At 63.3% G+C, this 23947-nt stretch carries 33 protein-coding genes, 1 tRNA gene and 2 pseudogenes; 17 read left to right on the forward strand and 19 right to left on the reverse strand.

What is annotated here, in order from left to right; translation table 11 throughout:
- Nucleotides 1-9 precede the first annotated feature (9 nt).
- Nucleotides 10-858 carry a methionyl-tRNA formyltransferase gene (locus BB934_RS20710; RefSeq protein WP_099511319.1) on the reverse strand — a complete coding sequence of 283 codons (849 nt, stop codon included), beginning with the start codon at nucleotides 856-858 and terminating at the stop codon, nucleotides 10-12.
- A 365-nt stretch (nucleotides 859-1223) separates the two neighbouring features.
- Between BB934_RS20710 and BB934_RS20715 the strand changes: the two genes are divergently transcribed.
- Both BB934_RS20715 and BB934_RS20720 read left to right on the forward strand, forming a co-directional pair.
- Nucleotides 1224-1493 (forward strand): usg protein, encoded by a 270-nt coding sequence (locus tag BB934_RS20715; RefSeq protein WP_099511320.1) that lies wholly within the window; start codon nucleotides 1224-1226, stop codon nucleotides 1491-1493.
- An 84-nt stretch (nucleotides 1494-1577) separates the two neighbouring features.
- On the forward strand, nucleotides 1578-2174 hold the full coding sequence (locus tag BB934_RS20720; protein ID WP_099511321.1) for an exopolysaccharide biosynthesis protein: 597 nt from the start codon (nucleotides 1578-1580) through the stop codon (nucleotides 2172-2174).
- A gap of 74 nt (nucleotides 2175-2248) precedes the next feature.
- On the opposite strand, the gene BB934_RS20725 is transcribed toward BB934_RS20720, so the two are convergent.
- The 3 genes from BB934_RS20725 to map form a co-directional block, all read right to left on the reverse strand.
- The gene (locus BB934_RS20725; protein WP_099511322.1) at nucleotides 2249-2719 is read right to left on the reverse strand and encodes a PRC-barrel domain-containing protein; all 471 of its coding nucleotides are present in this window, start codon (nucleotides 2717-2719) and stop codon (nucleotides 2249-2251) included.
- 67 nt (nucleotides 2720-2786) lie between these two features.
- Nucleotides 2787-3470: a RadC family protein gene (radC, locus tag BB934_RS20730; protein WP_099511323.1), complete on the reverse strand. Its 684-nt coding sequence runs from the start codon at nucleotides 3468-3470 to the stop codon at nucleotides 2787-2789.
- 95 nt (nucleotides 3471-3565) lie between these two features.
- Nucleotides 3566-4387 carry a type I methionyl aminopeptidase gene (gene map / locus BB934_RS20735; RefSeq protein WP_099511324.1) on the reverse strand — a complete coding sequence of 274 codons (822 nt, stop codon included), beginning with the start codon at nucleotides 4385-4387 and terminating at the stop codon, nucleotides 3566-3568.
- Between the two features lie 143 nt (nucleotides 4388-4530).
- Here map and BB934_RS20740 point away from each other — a divergent pair, with 143 nt between their 5' ends.
- Entirely contained in the window at nucleotides 4531-5361 is an 831-nt protein-coding gene (locus tag BB934_RS20740) for an FkbM family methyltransferase (RefSeq protein WP_099511325.1), read from the forward strand.
- A gap of 7 nt (nucleotides 5362-5368) precedes the next feature.
- Here the strand turns inward: BB934_RS20740 and sfsA are convergent, their stop codons facing one another.
- Nucleotides 5369-6088 (reverse strand): DNA/RNA nuclease SfsA, encoded by a 720-nt coding sequence (sfsA, locus tag BB934_RS20745; protein ID WP_099511326.1) that lies wholly within the window; start codon nucleotides 6086-6088, stop codon nucleotides 5369-5371.
- 246 nt (nucleotides 6089-6334) lie between these two features.
- Between sfsA and BB934_RS20750 the strand changes: the two genes are divergently transcribed.
- From BB934_RS20750 to BB934_RS20775, 6 genes are all read left to right on the forward strand, one after another.
- Nucleotides 6335-7081 (forward strand): competence/damage-inducible protein A, encoded by a 747-nt coding sequence (locus BB934_RS20750; protein ID WP_099511327.1) that lies wholly within the window; start codon nucleotides 6335-6337, stop codon nucleotides 7079-7081.
- Nucleotides 7082-7121: 40 nt separating this feature from the next.
- The gene (gpt, locus tag BB934_RS20755) at nucleotides 7122-7628 is read left to right on the forward strand and encodes a xanthine phosphoribosyltransferase (protein WP_099511328.1); all 507 of its coding nucleotides are present in this window, start codon (nucleotides 7122-7124) and stop codon (nucleotides 7626-7628) included.
- A gap of 18 nt (nucleotides 7629-7646) precedes the next feature.
- A complete protein-coding gene (locus tag BB934_RS20760) occupies nucleotides 7647-9203 on the forward strand; it encodes an AMP-binding protein (RefSeq protein ID WP_099511329.1) in 1557 nt (518 codons plus the stop codon).
- Between the two features lie 137 nt (nucleotides 9204-9340).
- Nucleotides 9341-9634: a hypothetical protein gene (locus BB934_RS20765; RefSeq protein WP_099511330.1), complete on the forward strand. Its 294-nt coding sequence runs from the start codon at nucleotides 9341-9343 to the stop codon at nucleotides 9632-9634.
- A 288-nt stretch (nucleotides 9635-9922) separates the two neighbouring features.
- Nucleotides 9923-11143: a porin gene (locus BB934_RS20770; protein WP_099511331.1), complete on the forward strand. Its 1221-nt coding sequence runs from the start codon at nucleotides 9923-9925 to the stop codon at nucleotides 11141-11143.
- Nucleotides 11144-11269: 126 nt separating this feature from the next.
- Nucleotides 11270-11530, forward strand: coding sequence for a hypothetical protein (locus tag BB934_RS20775; RefSeq protein ID WP_099511332.1), 261 nt, complete (start codon nucleotides 11270-11272; stop codon nucleotides 11528-11530).
- A 242-nt stretch (nucleotides 11531-11772) separates the two neighbouring features.
- On the opposite strand, the gene BB934_RS47175 is transcribed toward BB934_RS20775, so the two are convergent.
- Nucleotides 11773-11919, reverse strand: coding sequence for a hypothetical protein (locus BB934_RS47175; protein ID WP_157934243.1), 147 nt, complete (start codon nucleotides 11917-11919; stop codon nucleotides 11773-11775).
- Nucleotides 11920-12044: 125 nt separating this feature from the next.
- The gene (locus tag BB934_RS20780) at nucleotides 12045-12284 is read right to left on the reverse strand and encodes a hypothetical protein (RefSeq protein ID WP_099511333.1); all 240 of its coding nucleotides are present in this window, start codon (nucleotides 12282-12284) and stop codon (nucleotides 12045-12047) included.
- A 347-nt stretch (nucleotides 12285-12631) separates the two neighbouring features.
- On the opposite strand from BB934_RS20780, the gene BB934_RS20785 reads away from it, so the two are divergent.
- Entirely contained in the window at nucleotides 12632-13027 is a 396-nt protein-coding gene (locus BB934_RS20785; protein ID WP_099511334.1) for a response regulator, read from the forward strand.
- A gap of 101 nt (nucleotides 13028-13128) precedes the next feature.
- Complete coding sequence (locus tag BB934_RS20790) at nucleotides 13129-13497, forward strand: hypothetical protein (protein ID WP_099511335.1); 369 nt, start codon at nucleotides 13129-13131, stop codon at nucleotides 13495-13497.
- A 22-nt stretch (nucleotides 13498-13519) separates the two neighbouring features.
- Here the strand turns inward: BB934_RS20790 and BB934_RS20795 are convergent, their stop codons facing one another.
- Entirely contained in the window at nucleotides 13520-13747 is a 228-nt protein-coding gene (locus BB934_RS20795; RefSeq protein ID WP_099511336.1) for a NepR family anti-sigma factor, read from the reverse strand.
- 242 nt (nucleotides 13748-13989) lie between these two features.
- Between BB934_RS20795 and BB934_RS47180 the strand changes: the two genes are divergently transcribed.
- Nucleotides 13990-14157: a hypothetical protein gene (locus tag BB934_RS47180; RefSeq protein WP_157934244.1), complete on the forward strand. Its 168-nt coding sequence runs from the start codon at nucleotides 13990-13992 to the stop codon at nucleotides 14155-14157.
- A 76-nt stretch (nucleotides 14158-14233) separates the two neighbouring features.
- Entirely contained in the window at nucleotides 14234-14611 is a 378-nt protein-coding gene (locus BB934_RS20800; RefSeq protein WP_099511337.1) for a hypothetical protein, read from the forward strand.
- Nucleotides 14612-14632: 21 nt separating this feature from the next.
- Here BB934_RS20800 and BB934_RS20805 read toward each other — a convergent pair whose 3' ends face one another.
- The 3 genes and pseudogenes from BB934_RS20805 to BB934_RS50955 all read right to left on the reverse strand — a co-directional run.
- Entirely contained in the window at nucleotides 14633-14950 is a 318-nt protein-coding gene (locus BB934_RS20805; RefSeq protein WP_237050033.1) for a hypothetical protein, read from the reverse strand.
- Between the two features lie 108 nt (nucleotides 14951-15058).
- The gene (locus tag BB934_RS49190) at nucleotides 15059-15358 is read right to left on the reverse strand and encodes a hypothetical protein (RefSeq protein ID WP_237050392.1); all 300 of its coding nucleotides are present in this window, start codon (nucleotides 15356-15358) and stop codon (nucleotides 15059-15061) included.
- Nucleotides 15359-15412: 54 nt separating this feature from the next.
- Nucleotides 15413-15559 (reverse strand): annotated as a pseudogene (locus BB934_RS50955) (calcium-binding protein); the annotation flags it as partial.
- 794 nt (nucleotides 15560-16353) lie between these two features.
- Between BB934_RS50955 and BB934_RS20815 the strand changes: the two are divergent.
- Both BB934_RS20815 and BB934_RS20820 read left to right on the forward strand, forming a co-directional pair.
- A complete protein-coding gene (locus tag BB934_RS20815) occupies nucleotides 16354-16584 on the forward strand; it encodes a hypothetical protein (protein WP_099511339.1) in 231 nt (76 codons plus the stop codon).
- Nucleotides 16585-16673: 89 nt separating this feature from the next.
- Nucleotides 16674-16928: a DUF6894 family protein gene (locus BB934_RS20820; RefSeq protein ID WP_099511340.1), complete on the forward strand. Its 255-nt coding sequence runs from the start codon at nucleotides 16674-16676 to the stop codon at nucleotides 16926-16928.
- Between the two features lie 19 nt (nucleotides 16929-16947).
- On the opposite strand, the gene BB934_RS47185 is transcribed toward BB934_RS20820, so the two are convergent.
- The 6 genes and pseudogenes from BB934_RS47185 to BB934_RS20850 form a co-directional block, all read right to left on the reverse strand.
- Nucleotides 16948-17085: a hypothetical protein gene (locus BB934_RS47185; RefSeq protein WP_157934245.1), complete on the reverse strand. Its 138-nt coding sequence runs from the start codon at nucleotides 17083-17085 to the stop codon at nucleotides 16948-16950.
- A 1734-nt stretch (nucleotides 17086-18819) separates the two neighbouring features.
- Nucleotides 18820-19563, reverse strand: coding sequence for an IS630 family transposase (locus BB934_RS20830; protein ID WP_237050034.1), 744 nt, complete (start codon nucleotides 19561-19563; stop codon nucleotides 18820-18822).
- Between the two features lie 134 nt (nucleotides 19564-19697).
- A pseudogene (locus tag BB934_RS50960) lies at nucleotides 19698-19889 on the reverse strand (helix-turn-helix domain-containing protein); the annotation flags it as partial.
- Nucleotides 19890-19995: 106 nt separating this feature from the next.
- Nucleotides 19996-20081 (reverse strand) — tRNA-Leu (locus BB934_RS20840).
- An 81-nt stretch (nucleotides 20082-20162) separates the two neighbouring features.
- Entirely contained in the window at nucleotides 20163-21350 is a 1188-nt protein-coding gene (locus BB934_RS20845) for an FAD-dependent oxidoreductase (protein WP_099511342.1), read from the reverse strand.
- Nucleotides 21351-21611 (reverse strand): zinc-finger domain-containing protein, encoded by a 261-nt coding sequence (locus tag BB934_RS20850; protein WP_099511343.1) that lies wholly within the window; start codon nucleotides 21609-21611, stop codon nucleotides 21351-21353.
- 149 nt (nucleotides 21612-21760) lie between these two features.
- Between BB934_RS20850 and BB934_RS20855 the strand changes: the two genes are divergently transcribed.
- Nucleotides 21761-22525 carry an alpha/beta fold hydrolase gene (locus BB934_RS20855; RefSeq protein ID WP_099513097.1) on the forward strand — a complete coding sequence of 255 codons (765 nt, stop codon included), beginning with the start codon at nucleotides 21761-21763 and terminating at the stop codon, nucleotides 22523-22525.
- A 55-nt stretch (nucleotides 22526-22580) separates the two neighbouring features.
- Nucleotides 22581-23072: a class I SAM-dependent methyltransferase gene (locus BB934_RS20860; protein ID WP_099511344.1), complete on the forward strand. Its 492-nt coding sequence runs from the start codon at nucleotides 22581-22583 to the stop codon at nucleotides 23070-23072.
- 3 nt (nucleotides 23073-23075) lie between these two features.
- On the opposite strand, the gene BB934_RS50595 is transcribed toward BB934_RS20860, so the two are convergent.
- The gene (locus tag BB934_RS50595) at nucleotides 23076-23555 is read right to left on the reverse strand and encodes an enoyl-CoA hydratase-related protein (RefSeq protein WP_335645579.1); all 480 of its coding nucleotides are present in this window, start codon (nucleotides 23553-23555) and stop codon (nucleotides 23076-23078) included.
- Entirely contained in the window at nucleotides 23552-23875 is a 324-nt protein-coding gene (locus tag BB934_RS50600) for an enoyl-CoA hydratase-related protein (RefSeq protein WP_335645580.1), read from the reverse strand. Before BB934_RS50600 ends, BB934_RS50595 begins: the two co-directional genes overlap by 4 nt.
- Between the last annotated feature and the right edge of the window lie 72 nt (nucleotides 23876-23947).

Raw genomic sequence — 23947 nt, forward strand, 5'->3', positions numbered from 1 at the left:
GGTCCGCGGCTACCGTCCCCGCGCCGGCCCCGGTGCATAGGGGCTCCATCCGGTGATCTGGACGAACCCGTCGCGGGCAGCCACGACCATGTGCTTGCGGTGCCGGTGGATGAGGGCGCCGGGCTGGAAGTCGTGGGGCTGCTCCCAGCCGCTGGCCTCCCAGACATAGAGATAGCGGGAATCGACCTGCGCGAAGGCCTCGATGGAGCCGAAGGCCCGAACGGTGCGCAGCGCATCGCGGACGCTTCCCGTCCAGTCGATGGTTCGCTGCGCCTGCGTTACCCGTGGCCAATAGGTGCCCGCTCCCTGGGGCCTCGCATCGGCATGGAGGCGGGGCAGGTCGTGCGCCAGGTTCACTGCGACGGCCTTCGCCGCCATCTGGCACTTGGCGAGAAGGGTGTCGTGCGTTTCCGCGCCGCTGAGCGGAAAGAGTTCCTGCGCCACGATGGCGCCGGTGTCGAAGGACGGTTCGAGAATGTGGGCCGTCATGCCCCATTGCGGAACATCGTCCAGGACTGCCTGGAAGAGCGGGTAGGGGCCGCGCCCGAGGGGCAGGGGGGAGGGGTGGAAGTTGATGGCGTAGGACAGGTGGCGCTCCCAGCCCGTGATCAGCCAGGGATAGCCGGCCACGATCAACGCCTCGCAACCGAGCGCCTTCAGGCCCGCAAGATCGGCGGGGAGGATCCGCGCCATCTGCACCGGCAGCCGCAGGGATCGGGCGCGTGCAACGGTCGCATCGTTGAAATCGTAGATGCCGTCGCACGGACGGCTGAAGAGTTTGACCGGCTCCCAGCCCTTGGCGAGAAGCGTCTCGAGGACATCTCCGAGAAAGTCGATTCCGGCGAAGGCAAAGCGCATTCCCGGCAATCTCCTTGCTCGATGTTCCGCTGAAGGCTCTCTTTCGAGCAATCAACGCAAGATCGTCAGGATACGCAACCCCACCCTTTAGCGCATCGTGCGGAAAAGTGGTTCCGGTTTTCCGCCTCCAGCGATGCGCCAGTCAAGAATGGAGCATCGGATGGATCCCAAAAGTGGAATCCACTTTTGGGTCCGATGCTTTGGTCCTTCATCCGGAAAAGTGACTATGCCTGCCGGCCGCGCCCTTGCTGGAACCGGCGAACGCCCGCAAGATCTAGCTTCGAGCATAGGGCAGGAAACCGCCTGTGCCATTGGGGCGGACACCTGCCATCAAGCCTCGCCGGAGCTTGAGAGAAGGAGTTCGCATGGCATCGAGGGATTTCATCCGCCAGATGGAAGGCTACGGTCTGACGACCGCCAAGATCCTCTACCGGATGCCGGATTATCCAGCCTTCCTGCAGACCTATATCTGGCAGGAATACGATCTCGCCCCACGCTTTCCCGTGCTGATCGATTTTCTCGAGTTCTGGAAGCGCGAGCTCGCCGGGCCCCTGCATTCGGTCACGGTGACCCATGCGCAGCTGATCAAGCCCGCGGAGTTCCGCGCCGTTCAGGGCGAGATCAACATTCATTGACGGGCGGGGCCGCGAAGCCTTGGCCCCGGCCCTTAACTCGGGTAGAGAGGGCGCCCTGAGCATCCCCGAACCCACTAGGGCTTCTTGTTTTCCAACGCGCGCACTTCTCAAATCCTGCTCGCCCTTGCCTCGCAGCCGGGCGAGCGCCTGACCGTGCGCCAAATCATGTCGGTGCTCCAGGACCGGGCCTTCGCGCTCCTCATCGTCCTGCTCGGGTTGCCCAACTGCCTGCCCATGCCGCCGCCGATCCCGCTCGTCTGCGGGCTGCTCCTGGCCCTGGTCGCGATCCAGATCGTCTTCGGCCGGGAAGCGCCCTGGCTGCCGCGCCAGCTCCTGAACCGCTCGGTCGCGCGCACGGATGTGGAACGGGCGGTGGGGCGGGCGATGCCGGCCTTTCGCCGGCTGGAGCGCATTTCCCGCCCGCGCATGACCTTTCTCGATACGCCGCTGGTCATGCGGCTCATGGGTGCGGTGCTCCTGGTTCTGGCCCTGGGGCTGCTCTTTGCGCCGCCCTTCGTGGGTCAGATCCCCCTCGGGCTCGCCGTGTGCCTGGTCGGCCTGGGGCTCGTCGAACGCGACGGCCTGGTGATCATCGGCGGCATGGTCATCGGTGCTATGGGCATGACGCTCAGCCTCGGCTTCGTCTACGCGATCTTCGCCGGGCTCGAGTCGCTGATCTGAGCTGCATCCGGTAATGCACGTCGTCACTCCGCGGCCGCGGCGCCCCGGAGTGACAATGGCACGCGAATCTTCGACTAATCGTTGTCGTCGTCGAATTCCGGCGCCGCCTTGAGCTGATCCACCGGAACATTCACGACGATCCGCATGTCGTCGTTCCGAGCAGCAGAGGCGCCTCCGGTCTGGACGGAGCCTGTCGTGGTTGCGTCGGCGGCATTCATCTGGAACGCGCTCAGGGGCAGAGCTACGGTACGGTCGCCGAGACCCTCTTCGACCTCGATCACGAGGGCGACGATCTTGCCGCTGCGGTCTAGCACCACATCCTCGACGTCGCCGATATCCTTGTTGTCGGCGCCGAGCACGTCCGCGTCCATGATCCTGGAGGCCAGCATCTGGCCCGGTTCGAGACGGGTCAGGAAGCCGGGAGCTGCCGACGAATTCGTCGTGGAGGAGGGCGGGTTCGCTGGCGCAGGCGAGGTCTGGGCCATGGCTGTGGAGGCCATCAGGGCGGAGCAGAGCAATCCGGCCGTCAGTGTCGTCTTTTTCATGAATTTTCTCCCATGACGTTTTGGTACGGGCTAACGCCGCGGGAGCGACTTGGTTCTTCGGCCGAGCTTAGATCAGCCGCAATCCTTTGAGGCTCGCATGGCCCTCGCGGCCGACGATGATGTGGTCATGGACGGTGATGCCCAAGGGCTTGGCCACCTCGATGATCTCGCGGGTCATCTTGATATCGGCAGAGGAGGGCGTCGGGTCGCCGGAAGGGTGGTTGTGGACCAGGATCAAGGCGGAGGCCGAGAGTTCGAGGGCGCGTTTGACCACCTCGCGCGGGTAGACCGGCGTGTGGTCGATCGTGCCCGATTGCTGCACCTCGTCGGCGATCAGGGCGTTGCGCTTGTCGAGGAAGAGCAGCCGGAACTGCTCCTTGTCCATGAAGGCCAAGGCGGTGCGGCAATAATCGATCACCGAGGTCCAGGAGGACAGGACGGGCCGCTTGGCCACCTCGCCCCTGGCGAGCCGCCGGGCCGAAGCCTCCAGGATCTTGAGGTCGGTGATCACGCTCTCGCCGATGCCCTCCACCTCCACCAGCCGTGCGGGAGAAGCCGCCAGCACCTCGGCGAAGGTGCCGAAGCGCTTGAGCAATTCCTTGGCGATGGGCTTCACGTCCCGGCGTGGGATCGAGCGGAAGAGAACGAGTTCCAGAAGCTCGTAATCGGGAACGGCGTCGCCGCCCACCTCCATGAAGCGGGCGCGCAGCCTGTCGCGATGGCCGTGATAATGGGGATTATCGTCGCTCATGCCCGCCTGCGGCCCGTCATCCGTAGCAAAGCTCCGAGCAGATCTCGGAGCATCATTGTTACGTTGTAGGCTTGAAGCGGTGCCGCAGGCTAGTGTCAAGCTGCCGCGTAAGGTGGCTTGTCCAGGCCCTTCGGCGAGAAGGTGAAGACCTCGACGCCGGTCTCCGTCACGCCGACCGTGTGCTCGAACTGGGCCGAGAGCGAGCGGTCGCGGGTCACGGCGGTCCAGCCGTCGGAGAGCACTTTCACCTGGGGGCGACCCAGATTGATCATGGGCTCGATGGTGAAGAGCATGCCGGGCTTAAGCTCCACGTTATAGGCCGGCTCAACGTAGTGAAGGATCGTCGGCGAATCGTGGAACACGCGCCCGAGGCCGTGGCCGCAGAAGTCCCGCACCACCGAGCAGCGCTCCGCCTCGGCATAGGACTGGATCGCCTCGCCGATGTCGTTGGTGGTCGCACCCGGCTTCACCGCGGCGATGCCACGCATCAGGCATTCATAGGTGATCTCGCACAGGCGCTGGGCCCGGCGCGGCACCTCGCCGACATAGTACATCCGGCTCGAATCCCCGTGCCACCCGTCGAGGATGAGGGTGACGTCGATGTTCATGATGTCCCCATCGCGCAGGGGCTTGTCGTTGGGAATGCCGTGGCAGACCACGTGGTTGATCGAGGTGCAGATCGTCTTCGTGTAGCCGCGGTAATGCAGGCAGGCCGGATAGGCGCCATGGTCGCGGATGAAGTCGAAGGCCAGCTTGTCTAAAAATTCCGTCGTGACGCCGGGCTTCACGTAGTCGATCAGCATGTCGAGGCATTCGGCCGTCATGCGGCACACGCGGCGCATGGCCTCGAAGGCCTCCGGCCCGTGACGCGGGATCTCCGCGGCGCGCTTGCGCTCGACGATGTCGGTTTCGGTCATAGTCGGTCCTTGATCTGATGCCCGGAATGTAAGGATCGCCGCGCGAGACGCAAGCAAAGACCTCATGCCCCGCTTGCGATTGGCGCCCGAGGGTGTCATGAGCAACCCTGTTCATCCAATTCGCGGGTTCGGATTCCTCGGTAATGAATGATTCTCGCCCCTTCGGCGACTTTGCGCCGTCAGGCATCACCCGGTGGGTGATCGACCGCACGCGCGGATTGCCCGAGGGGTGGGCGGGCCGCCGGGTGGCCCTGATGCTGCGCCATCTGGCGATGAAGATGCTCAACGGCCTGCCGCTCGACCTCGAAACCTTCGGCGTCCGCATGCGGTTGTACCCGTACAAGAACGTCTGCGAGCGGCGCATCCTGTTCACGCCGCAATATTTCGACGCCGACGAGCTCAAGATCCTGACCGATCGGATCCGCCCGGGCTTCACCTTCATCGACGTGGGCTCGAATGTGGGCTGGTACGCGCTCTTTCTGGCGCAGGAGGCCGGAACCGCCGTCGCGACCCGGATTCTGGCGGTGGAGCCCCAGCCCGAGATCTTCGACCGCCTGATCTACAACATCCGCCAGAATCCCTCGAGCACGATCAAGGCGGTCGACTGCGCCGTGGCCGACAAGACGGGCGAGCTCACCCTGTTCCTCGACCCGCGCAACCGCGGCGAGGCGAGCCTGAAGATTGTCAATTCGAGCCAGACCGACGCGATCCGCGTGCCGGCCGTGACCCTGATCGAGCTCCTGAACCGGGAGGGCCTTGCCCACGTGGATGCGATCAAGCTCGACGTGGAAGGGGCGGAGGATCTCGTCCTCGATCCCTTCTTCCGGGATGCGCCTGCCGCCCTCTATCCAGCGCTCTTCATCGTCGCCAACGTGCCCGAGCGCTGGCAGATCGATGTCATCGGCCTGCTCACGAGCAAGGGCTACCGGCAGGCGCTCGAGACCAAGATGAACTTGGTCTTCGAGCGGCCCTGACCAGCGGTCATCGCGGCGTCACGATCTCCACCGGCCGGTCGATGACGACCTCCTGGGGCGTGATGCGGCATGCATAAGCGTAGGATTCGACCCCCACGGCGAGGGCATGCCGGAAGGCCTTGTCGTAGGCCGGATCGATGTCGCGGGCGACGTCGAAGCGCTCCGCATCCATCTGGATGACGTAGACGAGGGCGGCTCTCGCACCCGCCGCCACCATGTCGGCGAGCTCATAGAGGTGCTTGGCGCTGCGCGCCGCGACGCAGTCCGGGAACTCGGCGAAGCCCGCCTCGCGCATGAGGTGGCAGTTCTTCACCTCCAGGTAGCACGGCCTGTCGCCGTCCTTTTCGAGCAGGAAGTCGACCCGGCTGTTTTTGCCGTATTTCACCTCTGGCCGCACCCGGTCGTAGCCCGCAAAGGGCGCGAGCCGTCCCTCGCGCAAGGCCTCGGCGACCAGGAGGTTCGGGCGGGAGGTGTTGATCCCGATGAGCTGGAGCGGGCCGCCGCCTGCGGGCACCTCCACGAACTCCCAATTATACAGGAGCTTGCGGTTGGGGTTCGTAGCCCGCGAGAGGAAGACCCGGCTGCCGGGGTCCTTCAGCCCCATCATGGCGCCGGGATTGGCGCAATGGGCGGTGACCATCTCTCCCGTATCGAGCTCGATATCGGCCAGAAATCGCTTGTAGCGCTCGATGAGACGGCCCTCGAGCAGGGTTTCTTGAAAACGCATTCACATCCAACGGAAGATTGCAAAAATCCCTGGTAGCAGGGGCGAAGGCCGGGGTCCAACCTAGGATGTCATCCCCGGCGGCCGAAGGCCGGGAAGGGGATCCACGATCAGGCGCTGCGTTATGGATTCCCTTCCCCTCCGCTGCGCTCCGGCCGGGAATGACACGGACGACGCGTGGGATGAACACTGCTTGCGCTTGAGAATTACCGTCTCTGGGGCTAAAGGCCCTGAAAAGGATCCCTGCGCATGGCCATTTCCGTCACAGCCGCTCTTCTCATCATCGGCGATGAGATCCTCACGGGCCGCACCAAGGACAAGAATATCGGCTACATCGCCGAGTACCTGACCGGGATCGGCATCGATCTGCGCGAGGTCCGCGTCGTGCCGGACGTGGAGGAGGAGATCGTGGCCGCGGTCAACGCCCTGCGCAGCCGCTACACCTATCTCTTCACCACCGGCGGCATCGGCCCGACGCACGACGACATCACCGCGGATTCCGTCGCCAAGGCGCTTGGGGTCGGCATCGGGGTCGATCCCAGGGCCGTCGCCCTGCTGCAGGAACGCTACCAGCCGCACGAGCTGAACGAGGCCAGGTTGCGCATGGCGCGCATCCCCGATGGGGCAGACCTGATCGAGAACCCGATCTCCAAGGCGCCCGGCTTCCGTATCGGCAATGTCTTCGTCATGGCGGGCGTGCCTTCGATCATGCAGGCAATGCTCGACAACATCGCGTCGGGGCTGCAGACCGGCGCGCGCATGATCATCGAGACCATCGAGGCGGAGGGGCTGGCCGAGGGCATCTATGCCGAGGGCCTGAGCCAGATCGCCTCGTCTTTCCCAAACGTTTCCATCGGCTCCTATCCGTCCTTCTCGACGAGCGGCTTTCGCAACCAGATCGTCGCTCGGGGCAAGGACCCGGAGGCGGTCGCGAATGCTGCCGCCGCCGTCCGTGATCTTCTCGGTCGCCTCAAGGGCGACCGGGCGCCTCTCTAAGAGTTAACTTCGCACCTCAAGCCTTAAGAAGAGCAAGCCCATGTCTCCGACCTCTCCCAAAGCCTTTCCCGTCTCCTGGGATCAGTTCCACCGCGATTGCCGCGCGCTCGCCTGGCGCCTGGCCTCGGCCGGCCCCTTCGAGGCGATCGTCTGCATCACCCGCGGCGGCCTCGTGCCGGCCGCCATCGTGGCGCGCGAACTCGATGTCCGCCTCATCGAGAGCGTCTGCATCGCGAGCTATCACGACTACAAGAACCAGGGCGAACTTCAGGTGCTGAAGGACATCGCCCCCGCGATCAAGGCTCTAGGCGACGGAACGGGCAAGGGCGTGCTCGTGATCGACGACCTCACCGATACCGGCAAGACCGCGAAGATCGTGCGCGACATGCTGCCGAACGCGCATTTCGCCGCCGTCTATGCCAAGCCCGCCGGGCGCCCCCTGATCGACACCTTCGTGACGGAGGTGAGCCAGGACACCTGGATCTACTTCCCCTGGGATATGGGCCTGGCCTACCAGGCCCCGATCCGCGAGGGATCGGCGGGTTAACGAAACAGGGGGGCGCCCGTGGTGGAATTCGATATCGCGCGGACGCGCAAGACCCTGTTCGGGGCTCTTCTCGACGCAAGGGACAAGTTCGGCCGCAACAAGGAGGCGCTCGAGGATCTGGAGCGCCAGCCGATCACCTTCGGACGCCTCGTCCTCGGCTCGCTGGTGCTCGGACGCAAGCTCGCGGGCCTGACGCGGGAGCGCGAATATGTCGGCGTGCTGCTGCCGAACGTGCAGGCCATTGCGGTCACCCTGTTCGGGCTCAATGCCTTCGGACGCGTGCCGGCCTTCCTGAACTTCACCGCCGGGCTCAAGAACCTCAAGGCGGCCTGCGACCTGGCCGGGATGAGGACGATCATCACCTCCCGACGCTTCGTCGAGCAGGGCAAGCTCGACGATGTCGTCGAAGCGCTGGGCGAGGGGCGGCGGATTCTGTGGCTCGAGGATGTTCGCGGCGACCTGACGAGCTTCGACAAGCTGCGCGGGCTGTTCGATTCCTGGTTCGCGCGGCGTGTCCACGCCCGGGCGAGGCTCCAGCCCGACGATCCGGCCGTGCTGCTCTTCACGTCGGGATCCGAGGGCGTGCCGAAGGGTGTGGTGCTGTCGAACGCCAATCTCGTCGCCAACGCCTATCAGGTCAAAGCCCTCGCCGGCGACGTGCTGAGAGACGACGACGTCTTCTTCGATCCGCTGCCGATCTTCCACTCCTTCGGCCTGACCGCAGGGCTTCTGACGGCGGTTCTCAACGGCATGAAATCGGTGCTCTATCCGAGCCCGCTCCATTACCGGCAGATCCCGAAGCTCGTGGCCGGCACGCGCGCCACGATCATGCTCGCGACGGACACCTTCCTTCAGGGCTATGCGCGCGCGGCCGGAGAGAACGATCTGGCGAGCGTGCGCTATGTCATTGCCGGGGCGGAGCGGGTGAAGGACGAGACCCGCAAGCTCTGGGCGAAGCACGGCACCGTCATCCTGGAAGGCTATGGTGCCACGGAATGCTCGCCGGTCATCGCCGTCAGCCTGCCGGACCGCAACAGGCCCGGTTCCGTCGGGCCGCTCCTGCCGGGAATCGAATGGCGTCTCGAACCGGTCGAGGGCATCCACGAGGGTGGGCGCCTTCATGTGCGCGGCCCGAACGTCATGAAGGGCTATCTCGATCCCTCGGTGCCGGGCCAGGTCAACCCGCCGGTCGAGGGCTGGCACGACACGGGCGACATCGTGACCGTCGACGACGGGATCGTCACGATCCGCGGGCGCGCCAAGCGCTTTGCCAAGATCGCGGGAGAGATGGTTTCGCTCGCCGCCATCGAGGCGACCGTCCAGGGCCTCTGGCCGGACAACAGTCATGTGGTCGTCGCCATTCCGGATTCGCGCAAGGGCGAGCAGATCGTGCTCATCACCGACAGGGCGGAAGCGGACCGGGAGGTGCTGCTGGCCCATGCCCAGAATCAGGGTTTTCCCGAACTCTGGGTGCCGCGCTCCATTCTCGTCTCGGGCATCCCGGTGCTGGGCTCCGGCAAGACCGATTACGCGGCCGCCGTCGAAATGGCCCGCCGCCTGCAGCCGATGCTTTAGCATACCGAGACGGACCTCGATCCTCTCAATTCTTTGAAAAGCGGCTGCTGCCTGTTCCGGTAACCAAGCTCGGCTTTCTGCGTTGTCTTGCTGGTTGGTCGCGTTGTAGGGGCGTGCCATTCGGAAGGGAACGGAAGATGAGGAAAGCGGCCGTTGTTCTGATCGCATGCGCTTTCGCAACTGGCGTGCACGCGCAGTCCCGACCCTCCACACCCAGCATGACCTGCAATCAGGCCCGGCAGATCGTCTTGTCGAGAGGCGCGGTCGTGCTCGGAACCGGCACCTATACCTATGACCGCTATGTTGTGGACCGCAGATTTTGCGAGATCAACGAGACGATCGAAATCGGCCTCGTGCCGACGCGGGATACGCCGCAATGCCCCGTCGGGTATCTGTGCCGCGATTACGATTTCTTCCTCTTCGACGATTGAGGCCGAACCGGCCGGGCGGTGCACCTGGAAGGTTCAGGGCAGTGCGTTGCGGAAGATTTGACGCTGCCGCTGCGGCATGTGCCGCCGGGAGGTCAAGGGCGTTGTTGAAATTATGTCACACCGCTGCAAATAATCCGCAAGCGGCGGTTAAAATGCTTATCTTTTCAGCAGATTGCGCGCCGGTTGGGCGTACAAGACGCGCGCCGCTGTTGCGTCCGACATCGGCCTGATTATGGTCACGTTTGTACACGGGTCCGGATCGGACTCAGCCATTGTTTGGAGACAACCATGAAGCTCGCTAAGAGCCTCTTCCTCGGATCGGTCGCGGGTCTCGCGGCTATCGCAGGGGCACAGGCCGCCGACCTTCCCGTAGCGAAGGCCGCTCCTGTCGAATACGTCCGCGTCTGCTCCACCTACGGCGCAGCCTTCTTCTACATCCCCGGCACCGAAACCTGCCTCCGCGTCGGCGGTCGTGTCCGCGGCGAGTTTATGTACCTCGAGCCTAACAGTCGCGAAGACGACTCGATCGGCTTCCGCGCTCGCGGCCGCATCCAGCTCGACGCTCGTACGGCCACCGCTTACGGCCTCCTGCGCACCTTCGTGCGTTTCGAGATGACCCGCAACACCGGTTCCTACGGCTTCAGCGCGACGAGCCCTGACGTTGCTCAGGCCTTCATCCAGTTCGGCGGCCTGACCGCCGGTCGCGTGACGTCGTTCTTCTCCAACAGCGATCTGCCGAACGAGAACTGGGGTACGCTTCGCTTCTTCGACGCTCCTGACGTGAACCTGTTCGCCTACACCTTCTCGTTCGGCAACGGCTTCTCGGCCACATTGTCGGCCGAAGAGGGCTATTTCGCCGGCGCGTTCGATGGTCCTTCGTCCTTCGTCTACGCCGGTCAGACCATGCCTGACCTCGTCGGCAACCTGAAGTATGCCGGCACCTGGGGTTCGGCTCAGCTCTCCGGTGCGCTGCACCAGCTGCGCAGCAACAACCTCGTCGCTGTTGCTCCGGGCATCGTCGACTATCCGGACACCAAACTCGGCTGGGCCATCTCGGCTACGGGTAACGTCAACCTGCCGATGCTCGGCGAGGGCGATGCTCTGTGGCTCGCGGCCACCTACGCCGACGGTGCTCTCGGCTATCTCGGCTTCGATCCGACCGTCACGGGCGGCGAGACCGAGCGTGTCGTCGCCGATGCCTTCATCGTCGGAGACGACATCAAGACGGGACGCGGCTGGTCGGTCGCCGGTGGTCTGAACCACTACTGGACCCCGACCATCCGCCAGAGCGTGTTCGGTTCGTATGCCCGCGTCGACTACGGTGCCAACGTGGCTCCGGCCTTCGACTTTACCGAATGGCGCGCCGGTTCGAACGTGATCTGGTCGCCGGTTTCGGGTCTCGACATCGGCGTCGAGGTTCTCTACTCGAACCTCGATCCGCGCGGTCCAGACCTCGGCCTCGACAACGATACCATCGAGGGCCGCCTGCGCGTTCAGCGCGACTTCTAATCGATCAACCGATCGGAACGGAAAACCCCGGTGTCGCCACCGGGGTTTTTCTTTTGCGCCATACCTTGGCCTGATTGGCTTGCGAGCCGTGAAGCGCGTTCACACGAGATCAATCGAGGGGAGCCGATGCCGAGGGTATGCAGGAATGCGGTGGCCGTTGCGCTGCTGGCATCGGGGCTCGGCGGATGCGTCGGCACGGCCGGCGTTTCTACCTGGCAGTACCAATCCGGCCCGGGTTACGAAACCGAGCGCGTCTCCGGGAGCAGTATCCGGGCCGACACCGGCCAGGGGATCAGCCGCGAGGCATGCACGAGCGTGGCGCGGCGACAGATAGGAGCGTTCGGCGGCGTCTCAAGTGAGGAGACGACATCCTGCGAAGGGGATTGATCGGTTCGAGCTTGACCGGAGGAACGAAGGCTCACCTTGACCGTTGGCATGGGGTCAATTCCAGTGTCAGGAGAGCATCATGAACAACATCATCTGGCTGATCGGCGCGATCGTGGTCGTCCTCGCGATCCTGTCCTTCCTCGGCCTGCGGTAAGGGCCGTCGAAGAACCTGCAGGGCAGCTCAGCGCGTCAGGCGCGTTGCCCTGCAGTTCCTTTGTCCCGATAACGGGACACGCGTCATATCATTCTACCAATGCGAGTACGACCGACGCGACGTTCAGCACGGCCAGTGCGCCGAGCAACGTCGGAAAGAACGGAATGTAAAATCGGCGCGCCACCCCGATCTCGGCTTCGGCGCATGTTCTCGACTGAGACCCTTTCGTCGCCATGGCGCTTCCTCCTCGTCTGTGACCTTACGTCATGCACGCACCATGAACCTGATATGCGTTTCATGAGGTGCGCCGTCGCACACAGATCGGCAAGCGCTGTAAATCCCTGTGAATGCAGCTGGATTTTAATGCCGCGTCGCGGTTTTCTGGATCTGTAGCAATTGCCCTTCGATGGCGCGCATGCGCGTCATCAGCCTGTCCAGCTCGGTCAGAAGCTGGCGTTCGTCCTGTCGGGCTTTCTCGACGAGGTCTTCGGAGGAGCCGTGGCGGATCCGGTGAAGGGCATCGGACAATCGCCTGTCCAGGAGCCTCATATGCTGCTCCAGATCCGAGAACTCCTGGTGAAGCTGGGTCTCCTTGAACACGGCAGAGATCTCACGTGAGACAGACGGTTCTTGCCTAAGCTACAGCCTCCGGCGGGGTTCCACCAAGGCAAAAAAATGGCGTGCCGGCAAATTTCTCAACGGCCAAGCTGAAACGCAGATCCATCTTCACCGTTCTGTGAAGAGGGCCGCCGAGCATTTTGTCTCGGTGGATCCTGAGTCTGCTGCCGCCGCCGAGCGAAGATCCCGAAAGACGGCGGTGGCTTTTCTGTTTCATTGCGCTGGCTCGCTTTGCGTCCTTGGGCCGGTTTTTCAAGTCAGCCGGGCCTTGATCGCCGTCGCATGTCTGCAGCGGCTCAAAAACCGTAACGGATAAAGGGAGACGCCGAATGGGACAGAAGATGGAGCCTTATCGTGTAGCCCTGATCGTCGAAGATGATTTCGAAGTCAGAGGCTTGGCGGCCGCTCTTCTCGAGGAGACCGATCTCAAGGTGGTTGAGACCTCCAGTGCGGAAGAAGCCTTGGACTACCTGCGGAAGCATTCCGAGGAGGTCGCCTTCCTGTTCGCCGATATCCGTCTGCCCTGCCTGATGGATGGACTTGATCTCGTCCGGACCGTGCGCCTGAAATGGCCCTGGGTTCGGACCGTGCTCACCTCCGGTCGGCCGCTCGAGCAGCAGGATGTCGATATGCCTCGCGATGTCCGCTTCATGCCGAAGCCGTGGCGGGCTCTCGACGTGCTGATGGAAGCCGAGAAGGCGGCTCAGGCATACCGGCGCAACTGAGCTGGCGTTTTCTCGCCCGATTCAGCGGTGCTGCGCACGGGTTCATTGGAACCTTGGCGCTTGCCAGGAATTGGCGTCAGCAGTTTCAAGAGGATTGTTTGATGCCGAATGCGTCTATCGCCACAGGATCGTTCTCGTCCCGCAAGGAGGCCAACCTTGCCGTTCAGCGCCTGCTCGCCAACGGCTTCGCCCGCAACAGCATCGAGTTGCATAGACATGAGGACGGCGACGGGTACGAGGTCGAAATCCACACCCGCCGGGAAAATCTTCGACGTGCGGAGCGCCTGATTCATGCGGCCGAGCCGCTCTACGTGGTAAGGCAGACCGCTTCCGGTGCGCTGGAGACGGCGAAGTCCTATCCGCTCGTTCTGCTCGGAGCCGGCATCCTGGCAGGGTTTCTGATCTACAATCTGATCCCGAAGGAAGATATGGCTCGCTCTTCACAGCACCGGAGCCGCCGCAGAGGCTGACGGTCGCCTGATACAATGGGAGTCACAAGGAGCCTTCGTCGTCGGGACGTTGGCTCCTTTCCAACTTCTCCAATAGCTGTTTGATCCGGTCGGGTGCCGGCTCCGTCAGGATGGCGCCATAGGTGTGCTGGAGTTGCTGGCCGAGATCCTTGAGCAGTTCCGAGCGTCCCGCTGCCGTCAGATTGTTGGCGCCGATGCTCCAGTTTCCGTGGCTGCCCGCGGCATGAGGATGGTGTTGCCGCTTTGGCATCCCGAGGTCCTTTCCATTGCTTCCCCCTTGAGCCGAAGAACGGACGAATTCGTCATGGGTTGCGGCTAAGTTTACGGAAAAGGACCAAAGGTCTCTCCCATAGAGGATCCTTTATCGGTTTTCCTGGCCATAAGGTCCGCATACTGCCCCTCGACCGCCCTGTGAGGCGACCGCCGGTCGCATTGGCTTCACCCGGGGCTTGGTCCAAAGCTCGACGCTAATGGTGGAGGTGGGGCCGGGCGATGCGTGAAGTTCTGATGGTCTATCTGTGCGGCGTCATTCTGCTGCTTGCTGTCTCGACCATGATCGAGAAAGAGGAGGAGGTCGGCCTCGACCACATCCTGATCGCCGGCTTCGGCTGGCCGATCCTGACGCCGATCCTCGCGCTGCGAGCCTGGAACGGCCGCTGAGCAGCCCGCAGCTTCCAGGCATTCCCTATAGCGATCTTCGTTGTTAACCTGAGCCGCAATTTCGCTGGACGACCCTATGGCCAGACTCATCCTATCTTCCGCGATTCTCCTGGCGGGGCTCGGAGCCACCCAGGCCCAGACCAGTTGCTATCCGCGCATCGGCCCGTTCAGCGGGCAATATGAAGGCCAGTGTCCGAACTCCAGCCTCAAATGGACGGCGTTCGAGAACACGGTCGGTGCATTCGGGCGCAATTGCAGCGACGAGCCCTGGACCTTCAATCGGACCGAGAAAGTGTTCTACAATCCCAAGGCCAACGAAAGCTTCGCCATGCAGGATTGCTACGTCGTCAGCCGGGACCAGAATCCGAACGCGGTGAAAACCAGCCTCGGGTCGGAGGCGGTACGCCGTTTCCATGAAGGCAGGATCCAGCGGCCCGAGACGCCGGCTCGCTGAGCTTGTGTCTGTGGCGGACCCTCAATTCCGCGACGTCAAATTGCGCGAGGCGCAGCGATAGCCGATCGGGCACCGGCCCGAATCCGCTGTCGGAACCCAGGCCGGCTCGGTCACCTCGCCGAGGGCACACGCACTGCTCGATCTCACATAGCGGTCATAGGTGAGGGGACCCGTATCGAGAACGATGGCTCCCTGCGCTGCCACCAGTCCTTGCGCCTGGGAACAGGACATCCTCGTCGTCAGAGGACGGTTCTGAGCGAAGGCTTCCGCACCCAGGGCGATGAAAGCGGCTGCCGTGAACAGGCCGATCCAGCATTCGGCGAATGAACCGGACGTCATCGTTCCTCTCCTCGATTGGGCAACGGGCATCTGTCAGCCTAGCCGCAAATCCGGCCGCAGGCGGTGCTTCCCTGCACACCGGCTTGAGGTTTTGCCTCCCGAGAAGCGCTAAACGATCTGGAAATCGGCGTTGGTCAAACGCAGACCAGCTGAGATCTTTGCGAAGGCAACCTGTTCTACCGCGCCGGCGCCGTCCTGATCGTAATAGAGAACGCCGTCGTCACGATCGTAGACGATGCGGTCCGTCGCATCATGCGCAGCGTCGCCGGTCCAGAAGGCGGTTGACTTCAGCAGGCCCGCCGAACCGAGCGCCGTGAAGACCTTGTTCTCCAGCCAGATCGTGTCGTTAGCGACCGAGAAATCGCGGATGGTGTCGATGTTTGTAGCGCTCGGGGTCGAATAGAACACGAAGGCATCCTTGCCGGATCCGCCGCGCAGGATGTCGTTGCCCCAGCCGCTATACAGCCGGTCGTTGCCGTTCCCACCGGAAAGATTGTCGTTGCCCGAACTGCCATAAAGACGGTCGTCGCCATTTTCGCCCGAGACCGAGTCGTCGCCCCCCCCCGCTTCGAACCGTGTCGTTGCCGACGCCGCTCGCGATGCGGTCACGGTTCGCCGTTCCCGATAGCGTATCGTCCACCTTCATGAATTGAAGCTGGCCGTAGAGCGGGGCCTCCGAGCGGCTGACGTCGACCGGGAGACTCGCGGCCACGCTCAGCCCTGCGGTGTGAAGCACCGACGCGATGACCGAATTGCTGTTGAGGTCGTCGCCGGGGATCTCCCGAACGATGTCGAGGCTGTAGCGAAGGTCGGCCCTGTCGATATTGACCGCATGCTGAACCATCACATTCCAGACGTCGTCGGCATTTCTCGTGCCGAGATCGAGGACCGTGCGGTGCCGCTCCGCTGGCGTGTCCGAACCTCGTCTGTCCGGCGAGGATGCCAGGTTGGCGCCTGCAATCGTGCCGAGGTCGTCAAAGCCTTCCAGAGATCCTCGGATCACCTTCTCGGATATCACGCGGCCGCTGGCATCCGTCTGTGTCTTGACGAGGTAGAGATGAAAGAAGCCGCTGTCGATATCCTCGAATTCCAGGGGCTTGGCTTCAATGGCAATGACACTCGGCATGGGACATCTCCTCGCGCGGATCGCTCCGACGGCGTCTTAGTGGTGTCCCGTCAACTGTGCTGCTGGCTTTGCTGTTCCACCGGTAGACGAAAGATAGGGATGGAACGCCGCGATGCTCGATCCTGGCAAATGATCCTAGGAATTCCTCTACCCGAAAGGGGTAGTGGCACATGCAATATCAGTGATTTAAGTATCTATCCGATGAGCTAGCCCCAAAGAGAACGGAACGAATGCCTTTTTCAGCACGTATCCGGTTTAAGGATGCAGGGAGACTTGCATGACGCCAGACCAGGTTGAGCTTGTCGCGCAGGCCTTTTACGCCGTTGAGTATCCGGGCAGCTGGAACAGCGCTTCGGAGCCGCTCCGGGCCTATTTCAGGAATCTCGCCCGCATGGCGATTAGGCTGCTCGGACAGCAGATGGCCCAGTGCCGATCGTCGGCCACTCCGGCGCCGATGATTTCGTCCCAAGCGGACCGCCGGGAGAAAGCAGTCCCGGAGATTCATTGAAGGCCACCACGAAACCGTGAAACGGCATTTGACCTATCGCGAGAATCCGAGCAGGTCCGATCGACCGAACCGGGATTCGAGGAGCTTTCATGCCGCGATACTTCTTCAACGTGCATATTGGAGACGACGCCATCCGCGATCCGGACGGTCAGGATCTGCGCGATCCCGACCGCGCCTGGGAGGTTGCCCGGGCTATGGCACGAAGCCTGATGGCCACGCGTTTCGACAAGCCCATCGACTGGACGGCTTCCCACATCGAAGTGGCGGATGAAGCCGGCGAGATCGTCCTCGAATTCCCCTTCGTCGAGGCGATGCTGGACGATGAGGGAGACGATCGCGCCTAGCGCCCTTTGCAGGGCGTTGTCATCCCTGGACCGCGGCAAGCAGCGATAAAGCGGTTGCTGCGATATTGATGCCCACGATGACTAACAGCAGAGCAACTGACGCGGGGAACGAACGTGACTTCGGTTCGCGATCGTAGAGATAATCTATCTTCTTCATTGCACCCTCTCGGCGGCCTGGTTGAACAGGGTCACACGATGGCGCAATCGAACTTCCATATCTGTGAAATGCGTCACAACCGCCTTTTTATCGTCAGGATCACCTCTCGGGAGATCCAATCGCCGGTCTGGGCTCACCATGTCGATTTGGACATGGGAAGGGCTGTTTGGGCCCGATCTTAAAGTGAACCAGATAGCTTGATGTCAAAGAGCGGATGCGGTGATCCAATTGCCCATGCTGGCACAATGAAGCCATCGGGAACGAGAAGACTGGGAGTCTAGAATACCGTGACGATTCCTTATGAACCCGATCATTGTCGTGCGTTATTGACTGTCCGCTTGCCGAAGCCAACTCAACCAAGGCGCAGCCTCATTTTCCGCCGCTGCAAGACGTGGTGATCAATATGAATAGGTTGATCCTAACCTTCGTCGCCTCAATCGTGATTGGGACTGCTGCCTTCGGGCAGCCAAGACCCCAAACGCCGACAATGAGTTGCGGTCAAGCTCGGCATCTGGTTGCCACCCGAGGAGCCATCGTTCTGGGTACTGGGCGTTACACCTACGACCGATATGTTAGCGTCCAAGAATTCTGTCTGGTCGGCGAATGGGTTTGGCCAGCCTGGGTGCCGTCTGCCGACACTCCGCAATGCCCTGTTGGATATACATGTAAAACCGATCCGCCTTGGCTGTTCTTCGACGATTGAGGCCCTAGGACATTCAGGGTGGCTGAGGAAGCCGCACTGTCGGAATTGGCTAATGAGCTCGTGAGAGATACCGTTTGGAACAACTCAAGGGGTACTTGAACAAGGTGGGATAGCCCAGGGTTAGCCTGAATATCGATCGGGACAGGAAGCCGATAGCGTACTCGCCGCTGTCGTATAGCAATCCATCATCGTCAAGCCGCAAGCAGCGAGAAAACAGTGGCTGCAACATTGATGGATCCAACGACCAGAAGGAGGGCGACAGCCAGAGGAACGGGCGGCGCCTCACGTCTGTGATCTTTCTGAAAGTGGTGGCCAAGTGCCCTCATGACATCCTCCTCGCGTCTTAGAAGGCGCCAAGATGACGTACGCTGGCCCAGAATTCTGTGAATTGCGTCACAGCACCACAAATCATCTTCGGCACCGACAAAGGCTCCCAGGAGACCGTGCAGGAGCCTCTGGATGTCATTCCTATTTGGGGAACTGTATGGTGGACATAGGCGATGGTGAGGGTATCGCTTGAGCTGATTCCACGTCAGTGGAATCAGCTCTTTTCTTGATTTGCCGAATTTTTTTAACGACGAACCGGATCAACTTCGCCGAAAATGCTCTAGGTCAGCTCATCGGCCGCGACTGACGCCCACGCAGCGAGAGCCGACCGGACACCGAGGAGCATCCTTGGTTGGAGCCCACCCAGGCGCAGGCACCTCACCCATCCCACAATAGGCGCCGGATGCCACATATCGGTCGTAGGCTGTGGCACTCGTGTTGAGAACAACAGAGCCTTGGGTAGCGACAAGGCTTTGTGCCTGATTGCACGACATCGCAGTGGTCAGCGGACGGCCTTGCGCCAACGCGCCGGAACTGATGCTGATGAAGCCGATAGCAGCACACACCTGTTTGACGTGTTTCATAAACATCTCCACGGATCAGACAGGGCACAAGATGACGCAATCTGACAATGGATGCTGTGACACGCGTCACAACCGCCATTTTATCGGCAGAGATCACCTCTCGGGAAATCCAATCGCCGCCTAAGCAGCGATTCGGTGGTTGGCCAACGGATGGCGACTTCGCTCGCAATTGAGCATCGCGACCGCCTCGTGGATGGCATCATCGAGGGTCTCTGGACCCGCGAAAGTCTGGTGAGCAAGATGATGCTGCTTCAGATCGCGCCAGAGCTCTTCGATGGCGTTGAGTTCGGGAGCGTACTTTGGCAGCCATTCGACCGTGAGCCAGGGCGCCCGCTCGGCGAGGGCGGCGCGCGTCGCCTTGCTGGTGTGGATCGGGCCATTATCGAGGACGAGCACGATCGGCTTCGTCGCACGAGCGGACGTTGGGCCATACTGCGTGTCGATCTGGTCCAGCAGCGCGATGAAATCGGCACTGCGCTTGCTCCGGCTGGTGCGCACGATCAGGTCCCGCGGGGCCCAGTCGAGCAGACCGAGCATCGCCACCTTGGCGGCTTGGCCGGGCGCTGGAATGCGCAGATCCGCGCCCTTCTTGGCCCAAGCATGGGCGAGATAGGGGTGGGTGAGCGCTTCGGATTCATCCCCGAACAAGAGCACGATATCGCCCGCCTCGGCCTGCGCCTTCAGGAGCTTGCGGCGCAGGCCGGCGCGGTCCACGGCGTCTGCATCCTGGCGGCCCTTCAGGGTATGGCGCGGCCGGCGCCAGCGGAAATCCCCTTTTGGCGCAACACGACCGAGAGCCGTGAGCGCGAGATGCGCACGCCGGAGCGCTTCTCGATCTCGTCGGCCAGCCGCGGCAAGGTCCAATTGGGGCGATTTGCGACCGATCCCGCCAGAACCGCCTCGGCTACAGCGAGCGCCCGCTCGGCCTTGACCGGTGCCGGTCCCGGGGCAACGGATCGCCGCAGCGCGTCGACCCCACCCGTCATGAAAGCGCTGCGCCAGAGCCGCACGGTATCCTCGCGCACGCCGAAGGCCTCGGCGATCCGCGGGCTCGTCCAGCCCGCCAGGGTCAGCAGGAGCGCCCGCGCCCGATCCGCCTCGCCCCGATCGCGCGAGTGGCTGAGAGCCATGAGCTCACGCCGCTGCGCGGCGCTTGCGACAACAGGGGATTTGCCCGCCATGATCCGCATCCCGAACCAAACTATGAGATGGAATCACAGACAGCATCCGTTGGCCACCCCGCTGAAACCTGCTTAGGGCTCACCACAGTTTGGGCAGGGGATGGGCTGCTTGTCTTGGTGCGGACGGCGGGGATCGAACCCGCACGGGCAAAGCCCGAGGGATTTTAAGTCCCTTGCGTCTACCAGTTTCGCCACGTCCGCGTCAGGTTTGAAGGGTTATCGGGCTGCGAGCCGGAGCGCAAGTCCAAGAGGCCGTATCCAAGAGGCCGGACCGACCGGCCGTCATTCGGGGATGCGGAAGCCGTAGAGCCATTCGTAGCGCTTCGTCATGCCCTCGGGCCCGAGATGGCGCATCACCCGGTCGCGTCCGAAGGCGATCAGCGAGCCCGCGTGGTAGATGCGCCCGTTCTTCCGCGCCTCGTCCTGGACCCTGCGCGCCCGGTCGAGGCGCTGCTTCTCATAGGTCAGAAGGGTTTGCGGGACGTCCGGCTTGTTCTCACGCAACAGGCAGGCGAGGGTGGCGGCGTCCTCGATGGCGAGGGCCGCTCCCTGGGCCAGGAAGGGCAGGACGGGATGGGCGGCGTCTCCGAGGAGAGCGATGCGCCCCTTGGCGAAGCGCTCGGCGGGATGATCGAACAGCGACCAGCGCAGCCATTCCTGCGGCTGCGCGAGCAGCCGGCGCAGGGCAGGAGCGGCGGAGCCGTAACGGGCGAGCAGCTCGTCGCGATGGCCCGGCGCGGCCCAGCCCTCGACGGGCGTCGGGCTTTTCTCGATGGCCACCAGGTTGATGAGCCGCCCGCCGGCGATGGGATAATGCACCACATGGCCGTGTGGACCGAGCCACAGGCCGGTTTCGTCGCCGGCCAGTTCCGCCGGAGCGGAATTCCGGTCGAAGGTCGCGCGCCAGGCGATGTAGCCGCGATAGGTCGGAGGCGTGCCGTCGCCGAGGGCCTGCCTGACCCGGGACCGGATGCCGTCGGCGCCGAGTATCAGGTCCGCCCTGAAGGTCTCGCGCGCGCCGCCGGCCGATATCCAGGTGAGGGCGGCTTCCTCCGGCCCATCCTCGACCGCTTCCACCGTGCGGCCCATGACGAGCCGGATCGACGGCTCGGAACGCACGGCGTCGAGCAGGATCGTCTGGAGATCCGCCCGGTGCACGACCCAATAGGGCGCTTCGAAAAGCTGGCGCATGAAAGCGCCCAGCGCGACCTGTCCGATGGATTTGCCGGAGCGGAGCGAGCGAACGAGGACGCGCTGCGGCTCCGTTGCGACCCGCCGCAGGGCAGGGCCGAGCCCGAGCCCGATCAGGATGCGGCTGGCATTGGGGGAAAGCTGGAGGCCGGCTCCGACTTCGCTGAAGCCGGTACGGCGCTCGACGAGGGTGATCTCGTGGCCCTGGCGGGCAAGGGCCAGGGCAGCCGTCAGGCCGCCGATTCCGGCGCCGACGATTGCAATCGACAGGCGGGACACTTAGCGCGCGGCGACCGCGGCGTCATCGGGCTCCCACACGCACTCGGCCGGGCGAGCCTCATAGGCCTTCAGGGAAGGATCGTACTTGAACAGGGTCGAGCAGTAGGAGCAGACGGTCTCGGTGTCGGAGCCCATGTCGATGAAGATATGGGGATGGTCGAAGGGAGGCGTCGCGCCGATGCACATGAACTCCTTCGCGCCCACGTGAATGACGGGAACGCCCGGATCGTTGTGAAAGTGCGGAGTGCCTTTGTCAGCCATGACCGTTGCTCTGAAGCGATGAAATTTGCGCGCACCATAATGGCCGAAGCCGCATGCGCCTAGCGTATTTTTTCGGGTATGAATTGCGTCCGGCGGCAGGGGTGCGTAGGTTTGCGCCCGTTCTTCCGATTTCCATCACCTCCGGTGCCATGCGCTATTTCAATTCCGACGGCGTGAACATTGCCTATATCGATGTCCCGCCGCATGAGGGTGAGGGCGACCCCATCCTCCTGATCCACGGCTTCGCCTCGAGCCATACGGTGAACTGGGTGAATACGCTCTGGGTGAAGACCCTGACGCGGGCGGGTTACCGGGCGATTGCCTTCGACAATCGCGGTCACGGCCAGAGCGAGAAGCTCTACGATCCCGTGGCCTACGATTCCTACAAGATGGCGGAGGACGGGCGCCGGCTGCTCGATCATCTCGGGATCGAGAAGGCCGATGTGATGGGCTATTCCATGGGCGCGCGCATCACCGCCCATATGGCGCTCGCCTCGCCCGAGCGGATGCGTTCGGTTCTTCTCGGCGGCCTCGGCATTCACCTTGTCGAAGGCGTCGGGCTGCCCCTCGGCATCGCCGACGCGATGGAGGCGCGCTCCCTCGACGATCTGACCGATCCTATGCAGCGCATGTTCCGCGCTTTCGCCGAGCAGAACGGGAGCGACCTCAAGGCGCTCGCCGCCTGCATCCGCGGTTCGCGGCAGGTTCTGACGAAGCAGGAGGTCGCTTCCATCACGCTGCCGACGCTCGTCTCCGTCGGCACCAACGACGACGTCTCGGGCTCGGGTCCGGAACTCGCCGGGCTGATGCCCAACGCGACGGCGCTCGACATTCCCGGCCGCGACCACAACCTTGCCGTGGGCGACAAGGTTCACAAGCAGGGGGTTCTCGACTTCCTCGCCCGCCGCCCCTGAAGCTTGGCAGCTTGACTTGGCGTTACTGATCCCAACTGTTGAGGGGGAGGAGCACATGACCCGGCTCGACAGCGCCATCCGACGCTTGGCTGCACAGCGCGAATTGCTCGATTGGGGTTCTCGGGAGGCCGGCCCCGAGGGGCTGGTGCTGGAGATCGGGCTCGGCAACGGGCGCACCTACGATCATCTGCGGGACCGGCTGCCCGGCCGCGAGATCTATGTCTTCGAGCGCTCTCCCGCCGCCCATCCCGATTGCTATCCGCCGGAAGGCTACCTGATCGTCGGCGACCTCTTCGATACCCTGGGCCCCTTCATCGAACGGCACGGACAGGGGTCGGCTGCCCTCATCCATATCGATATCGGCTCCGGCGACGAGGACGCCAACCGCAGCCTCGCCGGGCGCCTGTCGCCCTTTCTCGAAGCCCTGCTCCAGCCGGGCGGGCTGCTGCTGGGAGACCGCGCCTTCGACATGCCGTCGTGCCGGGACATCTCCGCCGAGACGAACGTGCCGGAGGGGCGCTATTTCGTCTATCGCAAGGAGGCCTGAGAGCTATCGGCCGGTAAAGACCGGCTGGCGCTTCTCCAGGAAGGCCGTACGCCCCTCGACAGCATCGGCGCTGTCGAAGCACCGGTCGGCAAGAGCGACCGGATCGACGGCGGGATGAGCGTTGCCGACGGATTCGTCGATCGCGGACTTGGCGGCCTGGATCGTGAGCGGCGCATTTGCCGCGATCACCCCAGCCAGCTCGAGGACGGTTGTCTCCAGGCTCTCGTCGGGTACCACCCGCTGCACGACCCCCAGGCGTGACGCCTCATGGGCATCGATCCGCCTCGCGGTGAAGAACAGGTCCTTGGCCGCCGGCGCTCCGACCGCGGCGGTCACGAGCTTCATGGCGCCCGGCGGATAGCCGATTCCGAGCCGGGCGGCCGGGATGCCGAAGATTGCATTCTCCGAGGCCACGCGCAGGTCGCAGGAGAGGGCAAGGCCGAAGCCGCCGCCGAGGCAGAAGCGGCGGATCATGGCGATCACCGGCTTCGAGCAATGGGCGACGGCCCAGAACGCCGCCTCGTTGGAGGCCTCATAGAGCCGCCCCCTTCCGCATCGGCGCGGACGGTCGCGAATTCGCCGATATCGGCGCCCGAGGCGAAGGATTCCCGGCCCGCTCCCCGCAGGATTACGACGCGCACCGCAGGGTCCCGGTCGAGGGCCGCTACGATCTCGGGAAGCGCCTTCCACATCTCCAGATCCACGGCGTTGTGCTTGGACGGATTGTCGATGGCGAGCGTCGCAAGACCGTCGGAAACCGAAACGACAAGCTTGGACGTGGAGGGTGAAAAAGAATAAGTCATGGCCTGCTGGATCTATGGTAAGGGGCGAGAGCTTCTTATCTATGCTTATGCGATAGCCGAGCGGGCAGGGAG

It is taken from the genome of Microvirga ossetica (genome assembly GCF_002741015.1).
GTDB classification, from domain to species: domain Bacteria; phylum Pseudomonadota; class Alphaproteobacteria; order Rhizobiales; family Beijerinckiaceae; genus Microvirga; species Microvirga ossetica.

Coding starts and splice junctions, on each gene's coding strand:
- BB934_RS20710 (WP_099511319.1), bottom strand. CDS start 858: ATGCGCTTTGCCTTCGCCGGAATCGACTTTCTCGGAGATGTCCTCGAG.
- BB934_RS20715 (WP_099511320.1), top strand. CDS start 1,224: ATGGCATCGAGGGATTTCATCCGCCAGATGGAAGGCTACGGTCTGACG.
- BB934_RS20725 (WP_099511322.1), bottom strand. CDS start 2,719: ATGAAAAAGACGACACTGACGGCCGGATTGCTCTGCTCCGCCCTGATG.
- radC (WP_099511323.1), bottom strand. CDS start 3,470: ATGAGCGACGATAATCCCCATTATCACGGCCATCGCGACAGGCTGCGC.
- map (WP_099511324.1), bottom strand. CDS start 4,387: ATGACCGAAACCGACATCGTCGAGCGCAAGCGCGCCGCGGAGATCCCG.
- BB934_RS20740 (WP_099511325.1), top strand. CDS start 4,531: ATGAATGATTCTCGCCCCTTCGGCGACTTTGCGCCGTCAGGCATCACC.
- sfsA (WP_099511326.1), bottom strand. CDS start 6,088: ATGCGTTTTCAAGAAACCCTGCTCGAGGGCCGTCTCATCGAGCGCTAC.
- BB934_RS20750 (WP_099511327.1), top strand. CDS start 6,335: ATGGCCATTTCCGTCACAGCCGCTCTTCTCATCATCGGCGATGAGATC.
- gpt (WP_099511328.1), top strand. CDS start 7,122: ATGTCTCCGACCTCTCCCAAAGCCTTTCCCGTCTCCTGGGATCAGTTC.
- BB934_RS20765 (WP_099511330.1), top strand. CDS start 9,341: ATGAGGAAAGCGGCCGTTGTTCTGATCGCATGCGCTTTCGCAACTGGC.
- BB934_RS20770 (WP_099511331.1), top strand. CDS start 9,923: ATGAAGCTCGCTAAGAGCCTCTTCCTCGGATCGGTCGCGGGTCTCGCG.
- BB934_RS20775 (WP_099511332.1), top strand. CDS start 11,270: ATGCCGAGGGTATGCAGGAATGCGGTGGCCGTTGCGCTGCTGGCATCG.
- BB934_RS47175 (WP_157934243.1), bottom strand. CDS start 11,919: ATGGCGACGAAAGGGTCTCAGTCGAGAACATGCGCCGAAGCCGAGATC.
- BB934_RS20785 (WP_099511334.1), top strand. CDS start 12,632: ATGGGACAGAAGATGGAGCCTTATCGTGTAGCCCTGATCGTCGAAGAT.
- BB934_RS20790 (WP_099511335.1), top strand. CDS start 13,129: ATGCCGAATGCGTCTATCGCCACAGGATCGTTCTCGTCCCGCAAGGAG.
- BB934_RS20795 (WP_099511336.1), bottom strand. CDS start 13,747: ATGCCAAAGCGGCAACACCATCCTCATGCCGCGGGCAGCCACGGAAAC.
- BB934_RS47180 (WP_157934244.1), top strand. CDS start 13,990: ATGCGTGAAGTTCTGATGGTCTATCTGTGCGGCGTCATTCTGCTGCTT.
- BB934_RS20800 (WP_099511337.1), top strand. CDS start 14,234: ATGGCCAGACTCATCCTATCTTCCGCGATTCTCCTGGCGGGGCTCGGA.
- BB934_RS20805 (WP_237050033.1), bottom strand. CDS start 14,950: ATGACGTCCGGTTCATTCGCCGAATGCTGGATCGGCCTGTTCACGGCA.
- BB934_RS20815 (WP_099511339.1), top strand. CDS start 16,354: ATGACGCCAGACCAGGTTGAGCTTGTCGCGCAGGCCTTTTACGCCGTT.
- BB934_RS20820 (WP_099511340.1), top strand. CDS start 16,674: ATGCCGCGATACTTCTTCAACGTGCATATTGGAGACGACGCCATCCGC.
- BB934_RS47185 (WP_157934245.1), bottom strand. CDS start 17,085: ATGAAGAAGATAGATTATCTCTACGATCGCGAACCGAAGTCACGTTCG.
- BB934_RS20850 (WP_099511343.1), bottom strand. CDS start 21,611: ATGGCTGACAAAGGCACTCCGCACTTTCACAACGATCCGGGCGTTCCC.
- BB934_RS20855 (WP_099513097.1), top strand. CDS start 21,761: ATGCGCTATTTCAATTCCGACGGCGTGAACATTGCCTATATCGATGTC.
- BB934_RS20860 (WP_099511344.1), top strand. CDS start 22,581: ATGACCCGGCTCGACAGCGCCATCCGACGCTTGGCTGCACAGCGCGAA.
- BB934_RS50600 (WP_335645580.1), bottom strand. CDS start 23,875: ATGACTTATTCTTTTTCACCCTCCACGTCCAAGCTTGTCGTTTCGGTT.